Raw genomic sequence first — 14215 nt, 5'->3', positions numbered from 1 at the left:
TTTGTTCCAAATACGGCGTGAATACGTATTGCGCTGCGTCAAGCTCGCCTTCTTTTCAGTTTGCAGCGCGGAAATGATTTCCGCCCGGCGCGCCGGGCGCGCATGAAATCAGCATGCCTATCGGATAAGCAGTGGCCGGCCTGCCGAGGGTCAACGGGCGATCGGCGCGATGGGTTCCGAAATTCCAGGCGGCGGAACCCGCTTGCGCTCCTGCCCCGACCGGCGTATTTCCCCGCTCGGGCCACCCCTCCCCAACGAGGGGCTTCCATCTGAAAGGATGGCTATCATGACGACCAACGCTCTTCCGGTGGCCAAGCCGGTAAACCCCAATTTTTCTTCCGGTCCCTGTGCCAAGCGTCCCGGCTGGACGCTTGAGGCGCTCGGCGACGCGCCGCTCGGCCGCTCGCACCGCGCCAAGGTCGGCAAGGCGAAGCTGAAGCTCGCCATCGACCTCACCCGCGAGGTTCTCGACATTCCCGCCGACTACCGCATCGGCATCGTCCCGGCGTCCGACACCGGCGCGGTGGAGATGGCGCTGTGGTCGCTGCTCGGCGCCCGGCCGGTCGACCTGCTGGCCTGGGAGAGCTTCGGCGAGGGCTGGGTGACGGATGTCGTCAAGCAGCTGAAGCTGAAGGACGCCCGCACCCTCAAGGCCGGCTACGGCGAACTGCCGGACCTCGGCGCGGTGAATTTCGACCACGACGTGGTGTTCACCTGGAACGGCACCACCTCCGGGGTGCGGGTGCCGAACGCCGACTGGATCAAGGAAGACCGCACCGGCCTGACGATCTGCGATGCCACCTCGGCGGCCTTCGCGCAGGATCTCGACTGGTCGAAGCTCGATGTCGTCACCTTCTCCTGGCAGAAGGTGCTGGGCGGCGAGGGTGGCCACGGCATGCTGATCCTCTCGCCGCGCGCGGTCGAGCGGCTGGAGACCTATGTGCCGGCCTGGCCGCTGCCGAAGATCTTCCGCATGACCAAGGGCGGCAAGTTGATCGACGGCATCTTCGAAGGCGAAACCATCAACACGCCGTCCATGCTGTGTGTCGAAGACTATCTCGACGCGCTCGGCTGGGCGAAGGCGCTGGGCGGCGGCAAGGGCCTGCGCGCCCGCTCCGACGCCAATTTCAAGGTGCTGGCCGACTGGGTGGCGAAGACGCCGTGGGTCGACTTCCTCGCCAAGGACGCGGCGACGCGCTCCAACACCTCGGTGTGCCTGGTGGTCGCCGACCCGGACGTGACGGCGTTGGCGCCGGACGCGCAGGCGGCCTTCGCCAAGGCGATCGCCGGCGCGCTGGAAAAGGCCAAGGTCGCCTACGACATCGGCGCCTATCGCGACGCCCCCGCGGGACTGCGCATCTGGGCCGGCGCCACGGTGGAGGCGTCCGATCTCGACGCGCTCACCCCCTGGCTCGACTGGGCCTATGCCGAGGCCAAGGCCGGCCTGAAGCAGGCGGCCTGACGCCTCCTCGCCTCCCGTCGCTGACGCGAGGGGACGGCGAGGGACAGGCGGCCCGGCAGATCGACGGCGGGTGTGTTCTCCCGGCACAACCCGCCGCGCAGGCGCCAAAGGCCGCGTGCCCGACGAACGCTCGTCGTCCCCTCCCGCCAGCGGCGGGACGCGTTTCGCTCTCCCGCCGCCGGCGGGATCGATGTTCCCTTTTCGAACAGGATGAAGCCGATGGCTCCCCGCGTTCTGATTTCCGACGCCCTTTCCCCCGCCGCCGTGCAGATCTTCAAGGATCGCGGCATCGAGGTCGATTTCCAGCCGAACCTTGGCAAGGACAAGGACAAGCTCGCCGAGATCATCGGCGACTATGACGGCCTCGCCATCCGCTCGGCGTCCAAGGTGACGCCGAAGATCCTGGAGAAGGCGGCGCGGCTGAAAGTGGTCGGCCGTGCCGGCATCGGCGTCGACAATGTCGACATCCCGGCGGCGACCGCCAAGGGTGTGATCGTGATGAACACGCCGTTCGGCAATTCCATCACCACCGCCGAGCACGCCATCGCCATGATGTTCGCGCTGGCCCGCGAGATTCCCGCCGCCGATGCCTCCACCCAGGCCGGCAAGTGGGAGAAGAACCGCTTCATGGGCGTCGAGCTGACCGCCAAGACACTGGGCATCATCGGCTGCGGCAATATCGGCTCCATCGTCGCCGACCGCGCGCTCGGGCTGAAGATGAAGGTGGTGGCGTTCGACCCGTTCCTGTCGCCGGAGCGGGCACTCGATATCGGCGTGGAGAAGGTGGAACTCGATGACCTGCTGGCACGGGCCGATGTCATCACCCTGCACACGCCGCTGACCGAGAAGACCAAGAACGTGCTTTCGGCCGAGGCGCTGGCCAAGACCAGGAAGGGCGTGCGGATCGTCAATTGCGCCCGTGGCGGGCTGGTCGACGAGGCGGCGCTGGCGCAGGCGCTGAAATCCGGCCACGTGGCGGGGGCAGCCTTCGACGTGTTCGTCACTGAGCCGGCGACCGAGAACCCGCTGTTCGGCCTGCCCAACGTGATCTGCACCCCGCATCTGGGTGCTTCCACCTCGGAAGCGCAGGAGAATGTGGCGTTGCAGGTTGCCGAGCAGATGAGCGACTACCTGCTGCGCGGCGCCATCTCCAATGCGGTGAACTTCCCCTCGATCACCGCGGAAGAGGCGCCGAAGCTGAAGCCGTTCATCGAGCTGGCCGAGAAGCTCGGCTCCTTCGCCGGCCAGCTGACCGATACCGACATCAAGACGGTGCGCCTGACCTATGAGGGCGCGGTGGCCGATCTAAAGATCAAGGCGCTGACCTCGGCAGCGGTGGCCGGGCTGCTGCGCCCGGCGCTGGCCGACGTCAACGTGGTCTCGGCGCCGAGCGTCGCCAAGGAGCGCGGCATCGTGGTGGAGGAGACCACCCGCGCCGCTACCGGCGACTATGAGAGCCTGGTGACGCTGACCGTGGTCACCGACAAGATGGAGCGCTCGCTCTCCGGCACCGTCTTCGCCGACGGGCGCCCGCGCATTGTCGACATCAAGGGCATCAAGGTCGATGCCGAGTTCGCCCCCTCGATGATCTACGTGACCAATGAGGACAAGCCGGGCTTCGTCGGCCGCTTCGCCAGCCTGCTGGGCGATGCCGGCATCAACATCGCCACCTTCGCGCTCGGCCGCGACCACCAGGGCGGCGACGCCATCGCGCTGGTCGAGGTGGACGGCAAGGTGCCGGCCGAGGTGCTGGCCAAGGTGCAGGCGCTGCCGCATGTGAAGCAGGCCAAGCCGCTGACGTTCTGACGGCGCTCGGCTATCCGACGGCAGGCGCGCGGATCGCGAGGTCCGCGCGCTTTGCGTTTCAGCGCGGCGCGGCGATGAAGCCGGCGATCGCCTCCGTCACGCCGGGTGCCAGCGGCAGGGCGGCATCGGCATAGGTGGCGAGATTGGCGGCGCGGTCATCGCTCGCCACGCTCTTCAGCACATGGTTGACGGATGGCAGCCGCACCAGCCGTGCCTTTGGCTGGGCGGCGGCGAGGCGGCGGGCGTCCGCGTCGCTCACCTGCAGGTCGCGCCCTCCCTGCACGATCAGCACCGGCAGGCGGAGGCCGGCGAGCGCGGGCGCCGGATCGAAGGCGAAAGCGGAGATCAGGAAGCCCTGGATCTGCGGCGCGAACAGCGGCCGCAGCGGCGGGGCGAGCGTTGCCGGATCGACGTGGCGACCGGCCTCCAGCGCCGCGATGGCCCCGAAGGCGGCGGCGCGATAGGGCGCATTTGCGGGGGTGGCCTGGAACTGTTCGCGCAACATCTCGCCCATCGGGCGGCCGGGCGTGGCGAGGAGGACGACGCCGCAGATGCCGGCGGGATCGGCGGCGGCCTTCAGCGCCACCAGGCCGCCTTCGCTGTGACCGATCAGCCAGATGCAGGCGGCACCGGTGCGGGCCTTCAGCGCCGTCACCCAGGCATGGATGTCGGCGGCGTAGTCGTCGAGGGTGACGGCGTTCGGGTCGGGTATGGCGTCGGCGCTGCCGAACAGGCCGCGTTTGTCGATGCGCAGGCTGGCGATGCCATGCGCCGCCAGTGCCTCGGCGAGCCGACGATAGGGCGCGGCGTTGACGCCGAGCGGGTTGTCGCCGTCGCGGTCGGTGGGGCCGGAGCCGGGGATGATCAGCGCCACCGGTGGGTGCGCCGCCGCCGGCATCAGCGGCGCGGTCGTCGCTCGCCACGCTCTTCAGCACATGGTTGACGGATGGCAGCCGCACCAGGACCCTGCGGGCCGGGCGCTTCCAGCGGTGCGGCACCGGCGGGCGCGGCCAGGCTGGCGAGGGTCGCGGCGAGGAGGGGCGCGGCAACGAGGCTTGCCCGGCGCATGCGTCAGAACCGGCGGTGGTGCCAGAAGACGTTGGGGATGCGCTCCATGCCGGACTTCTCGTAGAAGCCGACCGCTTCCGGCACTGAGGCCAGGATGACGCCGACGCCGTCGCCGAGCTGGCGGTAGCTCTCATCCATCAGACCGCGCCCGACGCCGAGGCCCTGAACCGAGGGGCTGACGGCGAGATCGGCCAGATAGCAGACCCAGCTCGAATCGGTAACGCCGCGGGCGAAGCCGACGAGGATGCCGGCCCGCCGGGCGGTGACGATGAGGTTGGAGCCCTCGATGATCGCCGCGAGGCGCGCGTCGTCGTTTACCGGGCGGATGCGCGACAGGCCGGATTCGAGGAGCACCTGGCGATACTCCTCGACGCCGATCCGCGCCTCGCGGGCATAATCGATCTGCACCTCCGGTGCGGGGATCATGGTGGCGCCGGGCCTCGCCTCACGCCGGGAAGGCGGCGCGGTGCAGCTTGGCGGCTGCCTTGGAGAGCTCGACGATGCGGCCCCAATCGCCGGCGGCGATCGCATCGTTCGGGCACACCCAGGAGCCGCCCACGGCGAGGATGTTGGGCTGCGACAGGTATTTGCCGACATTGTCCGGGCCGATGCCGCCGGTGGGGCAGAAGCGCAGATCCGGCAGCGGCGCCGAGAGCGACTTGATCAGATTGGCGCCGCCGACCGCCTCGGCCGGGAACAGCTTCAGCACCGAGAAGCCCATGGCGGCCAGCGTCATCGCCTCCGAGGCGGTGGCGCAGCCGGGCAGCACCGGCACCGGCGCCTCGGCGAAGGCTTCCAGCAGCGCCGGGGTGACGCCGGGCGACACCAGGAAGCGGGCGCCGGCGGCGATCGACTTCTCGATCAGGTCCGGCCGGGTGACGGTGCCGGCGCCGACGACGGCGTCGGGCACTTCCGCCGCGATGGCGGCCATCGCCTCCAGCGCCGCCGGGGTGCGCAGCGTGACCTCGATGAGCGGCAGCCCACCCTCGACCAGCGCACGGGCAAGCTTCACGCCCGCCGCGACGCTGGACACGGTGACGACGGGAACGACCGGCGCGCGGGCGAGCAGGAAGCTGGGATCGGGAAGCGACATGGCGGGGACCTTTGGCGAATGACGTGTGGGCGGCAGGAATTGCGAGCGTCAGGAGTTACCGGCGGCACGAATTGCGGCAGCGCCGAAGCGCGCGGTCAATCAAAAGCGCCCGGCGCGGATTGTCGAGAGGCTTCCCGAGTTTTATGCCGGTAGGCGACGAGATAGTTTGGCGCCCATGCGGCGGCCGCATGCTTCCGGCATATGCCTTGCACGGCTGTCGTATCTGCGTCCCGTACCGCGAGTGCCCCGCATGCCGCCGATCTTCGACTACCACCAGCCCTATCCCCGCGACCTTATCGGCTATGGCCGCCACGCGCCGGATCCGCGCTGGCCGGGCCGGGCGCGGGTGGCGGTACAGTTCGTGGTGAACTACGAGGAGGGCGGCGAGAACTGCATCCTGCATGGCGATGCCGCCTCCGAGGCCTTCCTCTCCGAGATCGTCGGCGCCCAGCCCTGGCCGGGCGTGCGGCACATGAACATGGAGTCGATCTACGAATATGGCGCCCGCGCCGGCTTCTGGCGGCTGTGGCGGCTGTTTACCCGCCGCAACCTGCCGGTCACCGTGTTCGGGGTCGCCACCGCGCTGGCCCGCAACCCGGAGGCGGTGGCGGCGATGAAGGAGGCCGATTGGGAGATCGCCAGCCACGGGCTGAAATGGATCGACTATCGCGACCATAGCTACGCGGCGGAGAAGGCGGATTTCGACGCCGCCATCGCCCTGCACACCCAGGTGACGGGCGAGCGGCCGCTCGGCTGGTACACTGGCCGCACCTCGGTGAATTCGCGGCAGATCACCCTGGCGGAGGGCGGCTTCCTCTATGATTCCGACACCTATGCCGACGACCTGCCCTATTGGGTCGCGGGGCCGACGCAGCCGCACCTGACCATTCCCTACACGCTCGACGCCAACGACATGCGCTTCGCAGTGGCCGGCGGGTTCAACTCCGGCGACCAGTTCTTCGCCTATCTGCGCGACAGCTTCGACGCGCTCTATGCCGAGGGCTCGGAGGCGCCGAAGATGATGTCGGTGGGGCTGCATTGCCGGCTGGTCGGGCGGCCGGGGCGCATCGTGGCGCTGGAGCGCTTCCTCGACCATATCGCCGGCCATGACCGGGTGTGGGTGCCGCGGCGGATCGACATCGCCCGCCATTGGCATGCCGAACATCCGCCGGCATGAGGAGACCGACGTGACCAACCGACCTCTGTACGCCGCAGCCCTGCTCATGGCCGCCGCCGCCGCCGGCCCGGCGGGCGCCGACACGCTCGCCATTCCGCTGCCCAAGGGAGCGAAGGCGCAGACGATCCATGCCGCCTATCGCTGCGCCGACGGTTCCCGCCTCGCCGTGAGCTATTACAACGCGCCGCCGGTGGCGCTGGCGAGCCTGACGGTGGGCGGCGAGTTCGTGGTGCTGGCCAATGTGCTCTCCGGCTCCGGCGCCCGCTATGCCGGCGGCCGCTTCATCTGGTGGAGCAAGGGCAAGGACGGCGATCTCTACGACCTCACCAAGGGCGAGAGCGCGCCGCCCCTGACGTGCACGGGCGCGTAGCGGGCCGGCCGCTGGGCCCGCGCCTGCGGGAGGCTGCGCGCGGTTTTCCGATCAGTCCCGCCGGTCAGTCCCGCGTCGCCAGCTGGGCCGGCAGATGGCGCTGCACCACCAGAACCAGCAGCGCGGTCGACCAGCCGAACATCAATATGCCGTTGGCCGAGGCGAGCGGGCCGAGCAGGCGGGTCTCGGCGACCCGCTGCGACCCGCCATAGCCGAGCGTCGTGTAATTGACGAAGGCCGCGTAATAGGCGTCCTCGGTCCGCTCGGCGAGGCCGAGCGAATCGTAGAGCAGTCCCCACAAGCCAACCTCCAGCACATGCGCCGCCAGCATCACCAGATAGGTGGCGACCAGCGCGACGGTGAGGCGGAGATGGACGCGGTGGCGCATCACGTCATGGAACGGGTTCATCAGCACCACGAGGAGCAGGGTGCCGGCGAGGTGAATGAGCATGGCCACGAGACTGACCGAGAGGCCGAGGACGAGATCGTTTATCATGAAGGCGCCGCTTGAATGGTGCGGGAAGGGAGCGAGTCGGTGAAGGACGGCCTTACTATCCGCGCCATGCGGCTGGAGGAAATCCCCCTCGCCATCGACTGGGCGGCCAGGGAGGGGTGGAATCCGGGCCTCGCCGATGCGCATGGCTTCGCCGCCGTCGATCGCGAGGGTTTCCTGATCGCCGAGCTCGGCGGGACGCCGGCGGCGGTGATCTCGGTGGTGAATTACGACCAGGCCTTCAGCTTCCTCGGCTTCTACATCGTGCGGCCGGAACTGCGTGGGCGTGGGCTGGGCTTCGAGCTGTGGCAGGCGGGTCTCGCCCATGCCGGGGGGCGCAGCATCGGCCTCGACGGAGTGGTGGCGCAGCAGGCCAATTACGGCCGCCAGGGTTTCGCCTTCTCCCACCGCAATATCCGCTACCGCGCCATCGGTGCCGCTGGCACGGACGTCGGGGCGGAGGCGACGAGCGACCTGCGCGACGTGCCGTTCGCGCAGCTGGCGGCGGACGATGCGCGGGTGTTTCCGGCGGCGCGGCCGGCCTTCCTCCAAGCCTGGCTCGACACGCCCGGCCATGTCGGGCGGGCGGTGCTGCGCCAGGGCCGGCTGGCCGGCTGGGGGGTGATCCGGCCGGCGCGCGCCGGATTCAAGATCGGCCCGCTCAATGCCAAGGACCCGCAGGCCGCCGCGGCGGTGCTCGCCGCGCTGCTCGACGAGGCGGGTGGGGGCGAGGTGTTCCTCGACGTGCCCGAGCCGAACGCGGCGGCGGTGGCGCTGGCCGGGCGGCACGGCTTCGCGCCGGTGTTCGAGACCGCGCGCATGTATCGCGGGCCGGTGCGGCCGGTGGCGCTGGAGCGGGTCTACGGGGTGGCGAGCTTCGAGCTCGGCTGATCATTCCGGCGGCAGCGGAGCGGCCTTGCGCCGGCCCCACAGCGTGGCGATGACGATGCCGGACAGCACCAGCGCGTAGCCCACGGCGTGGTAGAGGCGAAACGCCTCGCCGAGAAAGGCGATGGCCAGCACCGAGCCGAACACCGGCATCAAATGGAAGAACGGCGCGGCGCGGTTCGGCCCGACAAGGTGGACGCCGCGGATGAAGCAGAGGTAGGCGAGCACCGAGGGGAACACCCCGACATAGACGACTATGGCCAGCGTCTTCAGATCGGCATGGAAGGGGACGCCCTCCATCCGCTCCCAGGCGAACAGCGGCGCCAGCATCAGGCTGCCGAGCACGGTGGAGACGGTGAGGAAGCCGAGCGCCGTCATTCCCGGCCGCCGCGCCAGCAGCGCCGAATAGGCGCCATAGACCACCATGGCGGCGATGGCCCAGAGGTCGCCGATGTTGAAGTCGATATGCAGCGCCACCGCCGGATCGCCGCGGCAGATGATGACGAGCACGCCGAGCAGCGACAGCAGGATGCCGGCGAACTGGCCGAGCGACAGGTGCTCGCGGTTGATCGCCAGCGACCAGAAGGCGATCATCAGCGGGCCGGTCGACTGGATCAGCAGCGCGTTGATCGCCGGGGTGTATTGCAGCCCCCAATACATCATGGTGTTGAAGGCGGCGATGCCGGTGAGCGACAGCACCAGCACCACCACGACATGGCCGCGCAGCATGGGGGCTTCGCGCCGGATATGCGGCCAGGCGAAGGGAATGAGGATCGCCGAGGCGATCACCCAGCGCAGGAAGGCGAGGCCGATCGGCGGCACGTGGCCGGCGGCGAGGCGGCCCAGCACGATATTGCCGGCCCAGAACAAGCTCGTCAGCGACAGGAGCAGATAGGGCGCGTCATAGAGCCGGCGGAACATGGCGGGACCGGAAAGCCTGCGGAACGGGCGTCCGATCTAGAGCCTTTTGCCGTGCTTTGGAATTGCCGGATCGATGAGAAGATGTTCTCGCGCTCATCGACGGGCGTGATGCGTGCGGCAAAGCCGGCCGCCGCAACGGCGTGGCAACCGAAGAAGCCGTTCCCGCGCCCGGCTGCCGCGCGGCGCCGGACGCCATCTGAGTGGTTTTGTCGCGCCGGTTCAGCCGGCGACGAAGACGGCGCGCGTCGACCACGGATCGGCGACGGTGAAGCCGCCGGCACTGTCGTGGACCGCCTCTCCGGCGGCGGCGAGGCGGGCGCGCAGGGCGGCGATCTCGGCTTCCGGCAGCACCACCTCGTAATGCACCAGGCCGACCGCGCCCACGGGCGGCGGGCCGCCGCGCCGGCTCGACCAGGTGTTGAGGCCGAGATGGTGATGATAGCCGCCGGCGCTGACGAACAGCGCGCCGGGATAGCTCTCGGTGGTGATGGCGAAGCCGAGGTGCCGGACATAGAAGCGGCGGGCGGCTTCGAGGTCGCCGACCTGAAGATGCACATGGCCCATGATGGTGGCATCCGGCATCGGCTGCGCGACCGGCACCGGCGTCGGCGCCTCGGCGACAAGGCGGTGCAAATCGAGGGATTCGGTCGCCATGGCGACGCTGCCGCCCTGCCAGCGCCATTCGCCGCGCGGGCGATCGCGATAGACCTCGATGCCGTTGCCGTCCGGGTCGTCGAAATACAGCGCCTCGCTGACGAGGTGGTCGGAGGCGCCGATCGGCACGCGAGAAGCGGCAAGGCGCCGCAGCACCACGGCGAGCGCGGCGCGGTCCGGCACCAGGATGGCCAGATGGAACAGCCCGGTGGTGCCGCGCGGGCGCGGGGTGGCGCCCGGCGCAACCTCCAGCTCGACCAGCGCGCGGCCGCCGGCGCCGAGGCGGATCGCGCCATCCGGACCGGTGCCGAGCGGCGTGAGGCCGACCACATCGCGATAGAAGGCGACGGAACGCGCGCCGTCGCGCACCCGCAGGCGCACCGCGCCCATGCGCAGCGACGCGGGAAGGGCGGAGGCGGTTTCGGCGGCGGGCGCAACGGTCGGGGCGTTCATGGACGGGTCTCGGAACACGGGAACATCATCACCCAGAGTCATGCCGTGGCGGCGCGGTTGCAAGCCGTGAATGCTTGCAAGATTGCAAGGTCGAGCTGTCATTGCGGCCGTTTCGGCTCGTCCGGCGGTGGCCGGGCCGGGTTTAGACACCGTCCAAAGCCCGACAAGTCCCCTGCCAAAGTCTGACATGTCCTTGCCTCCCTCCGGCCGATCCCTTAAGACGTGGGCACCCCGGTCGGATCGCTTCGCCGGGGTTTCCTTTCGTGCGCGCCCGGTGCTTCCCGTGCCTTTCCGCGCGCCCAATCAGGAGCTCGGCTCGTGGCGAATGTGGTCGTCGTCGGATCCCAGTGGGGCGACGAGGGAAAAGGCAAGATTGTCGACTGGCTCAGCGAGCAGGCGGATGTCGTCGTCCGTTTCCAGGGCGGCCACAATGCCGGCCATACGCTGGTGGTCGGCAACAAGACCTACAAGCTCTCGCTGCTGCCCTCGGGCCTGGTGCGCGGAGCGCGGCTGTCGGTGATCGGCAACGGCGTGGTGCTGGACCCGCAGGCCCTGATCGACGAGATCGGCCGCATTCGCGACCAGGGCGTCGAGGTGACGCCGGAGCGGCTGCGCATCGCCGAGAACGTCACCCTCATCCTGCCGCTGCACCGCGAGCTCGACGCCATCCGCGAGAACGCCGCGAGCGCCGGCACCAAGATCGGCACCACCAAGCGCGGCATCGGCCCGGCCTATGAGGACAAGGTCGGCCGGCGCGCCATTCGGCTGATGGACCTTGCCTATCCCGATACGCTCGCCGACAAGATCGAGCGGCTGCTCACCCATCACAACGCGCTGCGGCGCGGCCTTGGGCTGGAGGCGGTCGACGGCGCGGCGCTGAAGGTCGAGCTGCTGGCGCTGGCGCCGAAGGTGCTGCCCTATATGGACCGCACCTGGGCGCTGCTCGACGACGAGCGCCGCCACGGCTCCAAGATCCTGTTCGAGGGCGCGCAGGGCGCGCTGCTCGATGTCGACCACGGCACCTATCCCTTCGTCACCTCCTCCAACACGGTGGCGGCGCAGGCGGCGACAGGCTCCGGCCTCGGGCCGGGGGCGATCGGCTATGTGCTCGGCATCACCAAGGCCTACACCACCCGCGTCGGCGAAGGGCCGTTCCCGAGCGAACTGCATGACGAGATCGGCCGCAAGATCGGCGAGCGTGGCCATGAGTTCGGCACCGTGACCGGCCGGCCGCGCCGCTGCGGCTGGTTCGACGCGGTGCTGGTGCGCCAGACCGTGCGCACCTCCGGCATCAATGGCATCGCGCTGACCAAGCTCGATGTGCTCGACGGGTTCGAAGAGCTGAAAGTGTGCACGCGCTACACGCTCGATGGGCAGGAGATCGACTACCTCCCGGCCGGGCAGGACGCGCAGGCGCGGGTCGAGCCGGTCTATGAGACCATCGAGGGCTGGACGGAATCCACCGCCGGTGCCCGCTCCTGGGCCGATCTGCCGGCCGAGGCGGTGAAATATGTGCGCCGTATCGAAGAACTGATCGGCTGCCCGGTGGCGCTGCTTTCCACCAGCCCCGAGCGTGATGATACAATCCTCGTTCAGAATCCCTTCGAGGCCTGACACTCCGCACAGGTGATCGCTTAGCGTAATGGCTGATTATTATCCGCTTCTGGCCCGCGCCATCGAACAGCAGCCCAACAAGGGCCGCGAGGCGCGCGAGGTCATCTACGCTCGGGCGCGCAAGGCCTTGCTGGCGCAGCTGAGCGGCGTGAACCCGCCCATGGCGCAGGAGGATATCGCCCGGCAGCAGGATTTCCTGGAAGGGGCGATCCGTCGGCTGGAAGCCGATTATGGCGGCGGTGATGCCGAGACGGCGTCCCAGCCTGAAACCGCGCCGGTGGCTCCCCCGATTACCCCGCCGCCGACGGCAAAGCCGCCCGAGCCGGAGCCTGTCGCACAACCCGTCGCTGCCAAGCCTGTCTCTCCCAAGCCAGTGGCGCCCAAGCCGCCAGCGCCGAAGGTCGAGGAGCCTGTGGCGGTTGAACCGGAGCTTCCGGGCCGGGCGCCGCGTCCGCGGGCGCTGGAAGACGGCGACGCCGACGAGGCGGAGGCCGACGACCTCTGGTATCGCACCGAGCGACCGCTGCTCGACGAGGAGGCCGGCCTCGATGCCGACGCCGCAGAGCAGGCGAAAGAAACGCGCGGCCGGCGCCGGAACCTGATTCTCGGCGCCGTGGCGGCGGTGGTGCTGCTCGCCGGTGGGGCGGCGGCGGTGCTGTTCACCGGCATTCTCGGGCACAAGAGCGAGATCAGCCAGAGCCAGGGCGGCACCGTGCCCGCCGCGTCGACCCAATCGGCGCAGGCGCCGGCCGGCGCTGCGCCGGAGGCCGCCGGCAAATCGACCGACCGCGTGGCCCAGGCGCCGTCCGCGGCGACGGCCCAGCAGCCGGTGGCCCCGCCGCCCGCCGTGCAGGCGGCACCGCGCGCGATGCTGCTGGAGGAATCTGCCGGTGGCGGGCAGGGCCTGCAGCAATTCGTCGGCAACGTCACCTGGAGTACCGAGACCTTTCAGCCGGGCACCGGCCAGCCGCAGGATATCGGCATCCGCGCGCTGATCGACATTCCCGACCGGAACTTCAAGGCGACGATGACCATTCGCCGCAATCCGGACCCGAATATCCCGGCCTCGCACATCGTCGAGGTGCAGTTCCAGCTGCCGCCCGATTTCGACTACGGCAATGTGTCGAGCGTGCCGGGCATGCAGGCCATGGCCTCGGAAGGGGCGCAGGGAGCGCCGCTCCGCGGCCTCGCGGTGCGGGTGGCGCCGGGCTATTTCCTCATCGGCCTGCTCTCGGGCGAGCGCGAGCAGCAATATAATATGAGCCTGATGTTCAGCCGCGGCTTCCTCAACGTGCCGGTGGTGTTCGAGAATGGCCGCCGCGCCATTCTCGTGGTGGAGAAGGGCGCGGCCGGTGAGGAAGCCTTCCGCACCGCCTTCACCGCCTGGGGGCTGCTGCGGCCGTCGCAGCCGGCCCAACCCGCTCAGCCCAACGGCAACTGACGCGGCGCGGGCCCTGGCTCGTCGCCGCAATCACCAGCACATTTCCGGCCTGCCGCAGCGTCCTTATACCAAAGGATGATCAGCCATGCGTTCTGCGCATGGGTACGATGTGGCATGTGGTATACCAGATACAAAGTGCCTCCATTACGTTGCTCGACAAGAGACAGCGCTATGGAGGCACATATGTTCGCGTCGGTTTTCCCGGTTCTGCCGGCCCTGATCCTGGCTCACGCCTGGATGACGTTCATGGTGGCGCAGACGCTTTCGGCCGAGGCGGAACTCGCCACCCTGCCGCCGGAAGCTTACCCGATCTGAGGCCGCTGGCCGTACGGGCGCTCGCCGCAACAGAATCCATCGATCGGCACAGGAGGCGCCCTCAGCTGCGGCGCCCTCAGCTGCGGCGTCCTCAGCTATTGTCCTTCAGCGGCCAGATCTCGACTACCCCATGGGCCACCGCGCATGGTGTGAGCGACACCAGCCGGATAGCCTGCGCCATGTCGGCGGCCTCGATCACCGCAAAGCCGGCGACCGGCAGAGCGGACGACATGAAGGCGCCGTCGGTGGCCTCCAGCCGCGCCGCCTCCGGGTTGCGCAACTGGACGGGCGGACCGGCTATGCCCATCAGCGCGCCGTCGCGGCGGAGCTTTTCGTCATGTGCATGCGCGACGTCGCGCAGGGCAGGAGCGATGCGCTCGTAACCCTCACGGTCGCCATATCCGATCGTCACGAATTTCGGCATGGCCGGTTCTCCCATCGCGGCGCGTCCCGTACCCTG

Annotated in this window: 14 protein-coding genes and 1 pseudogene; 8 read left to right on the top strand and 7 right to left on the bottom strand. The window is 69.3% G+C overall.

The window, feature by feature from the left end; translation table 11 throughout:
- Nucleotides 1-286 precede the first annotated feature (286 nt).
- Together KHC24_RS08880 and serA are read left to right on the top strand one after the other, a co-directional pair.
- Complete coding sequence (locus tag KHC24_RS08880; protein WP_213362785.1) at nucleotides 287-1462, top strand: phosphoserine transaminase; 1176 nt, start codon at nucleotides 287-289, stop codon at nucleotides 1460-1462.
- Between the two features lie 219 nt (nucleotides 1463-1681).
- Nucleotides 1682-3268 (top strand): phosphoglycerate dehydrogenase, encoded by a 1587-nt coding sequence (serA, locus tag KHC24_RS08875; RefSeq protein WP_213362783.1) that lies wholly within the window; start codon nucleotides 1682-1684, stop codon nucleotides 3266-3268.
- Between the two features lie 58 nt (nucleotides 3269-3326).
- On the opposite strand, the gene KHC24_RS08870 is transcribed toward serA, so the two are convergent.
- The 3 genes from KHC24_RS08870 to eda form a co-directional block, all read right to left on the bottom strand.
- Nucleotides 3327-4166, bottom strand: coding sequence for an alpha/beta hydrolase (locus KHC24_RS08870; RefSeq protein ID WP_213362781.1), 840 nt, complete (start codon nucleotides 4164-4166; stop codon nucleotides 3327-3329).
- Between the two features lie 173 nt (nucleotides 4167-4339).
- The gene (locus KHC24_RS08865) at nucleotides 4340-4762 is read right to left on the bottom strand and encodes a GNAT family N-acetyltransferase (protein ID WP_213362773.1); all 423 of its coding nucleotides are present in this window, start codon (nucleotides 4760-4762) and stop codon (nucleotides 4340-4342) included.
- 19 nt (nucleotides 4763-4781) lie between these two features.
- Nucleotides 4782-5429, bottom strand: coding sequence for a bifunctional 4-hydroxy-2-oxoglutarate aldolase/2-dehydro-3-deoxy-phosphogluconate aldolase (eda, locus tag KHC24_RS08860; RefSeq protein WP_213362766.1), 648 nt, complete (start codon nucleotides 5427-5429; stop codon nucleotides 4782-4784).
- A gap of 250 nt (nucleotides 5430-5679) precedes the next feature.
- Here eda and puuE point away from each other — a divergent pair.
- A pseudogene (puuE, locus tag KHC24_RS08855) lies at nucleotides 5680-6597 on the top strand (allantoinase PuuE); the annotation flags it as partial.
- 19 nt (nucleotides 6598-6616) lie between these two features.
- Nucleotides 6617-6976, top strand: coding sequence for an MliC family protein (locus KHC24_RS08850; RefSeq protein ID WP_271180488.1), 360 nt, complete (start codon nucleotides 6617-6619; stop codon nucleotides 6974-6976).
- 64 nt (nucleotides 6977-7040) lie between these two features.
- On the opposite strand, the gene KHC24_RS08845 is transcribed toward KHC24_RS08850, so the two are convergent.
- Entirely contained in the window at nucleotides 7041-7472 is a 432-nt protein-coding gene (locus KHC24_RS08845) for a two pore domain potassium channel family protein (RefSeq protein ID WP_213362755.1), read from the bottom strand.
- A gap of 66 nt (nucleotides 7473-7538) precedes the next feature.
- Here KHC24_RS08845 and KHC24_RS08840 point away from each other — a divergent pair, with 66 nt between their 5' ends.
- Nucleotides 7539-8360: a GNAT family N-acetyltransferase gene (locus KHC24_RS08840; protein ID WP_213363006.1), complete on the top strand. Its 822-nt coding sequence runs from the start codon at nucleotides 7539-7541 to the stop codon at nucleotides 8358-8360.
- Here the strand turns inward: KHC24_RS08840 and KHC24_RS08835 are convergent, their stop codons facing one another.
- Both KHC24_RS08835 and KHC24_RS08830 read right to left on the bottom strand, forming a co-directional pair.
- Complete coding sequence (locus KHC24_RS08835) at nucleotides 8361-9278, bottom strand: DMT family transporter (protein WP_213362748.1); 918 nt, start codon at nucleotides 9276-9278, stop codon at nucleotides 8361-8363.
- A gap of 219 nt (nucleotides 9279-9497) precedes the next feature.
- A complete protein-coding gene (locus tag KHC24_RS08830) occupies nucleotides 9498-10385 on the bottom strand; it encodes a VOC family protein (RefSeq protein WP_213362746.1) in 888 nt (295 codons plus the stop codon).
- Nucleotides 10386-10703: 318 nt separating this feature from the next.
- Here KHC24_RS08830 and KHC24_RS08825 point away from each other — a divergent pair, with 318 nt between their 5' ends.
- From KHC24_RS08825 to KHC24_RS25410, 3 genes are all read left to right on the top strand, one after another.
- Nucleotides 10704-11999 (top strand): adenylosuccinate synthase, encoded by a 1296-nt coding sequence (locus KHC24_RS08825; protein WP_213362745.1) that lies wholly within the window; start codon nucleotides 10704-10706, stop codon nucleotides 11997-11999.
- Nucleotides 12000-12027: 28 nt separating this feature from the next.
- Nucleotides 12028-13440, top strand: a complete 1413-nt coding sequence (locus KHC24_RS08820) for a hypothetical protein (RefSeq protein ID WP_213362743.1) — start codon at nucleotides 12028-12030, stop codon at nucleotides 13438-13440.
- A gap of 183 nt (nucleotides 13441-13623) precedes the next feature.
- Entirely contained in the window at nucleotides 13624-13755 is a 132-nt protein-coding gene (locus tag KHC24_RS25410) for a hypothetical protein (RefSeq protein WP_271180486.1), read from the top strand.
- Nucleotides 13756-13846: 91 nt separating this feature from the next.
- Here the strand turns inward: KHC24_RS25410 and KHC24_RS08815 are convergent, their stop codons facing one another.
- Nucleotides 13847-14179 (bottom strand): YciI family protein, encoded by a 333-nt coding sequence (locus KHC24_RS08815; RefSeq protein WP_213362740.1) that lies wholly within the window; start codon nucleotides 14177-14179, stop codon nucleotides 13847-13849.
- Nucleotides 14180-14215: the final 36 nt, after the last annotated feature.

The sequence above is a fragment of the Ancylobacter defluvii genome, from assembly GCF_018390605.1.
GTDB lineage: Bacteria > Pseudomonadota > Alphaproteobacteria > Rhizobiales > Xanthobacteraceae > Ancylobacter > Ancylobacter defluvii.
The sequence above is the reverse complement of the archived record's forward strand: the minus strand, read 5'-3'. Positions and strand labels throughout refer to the sequence as shown.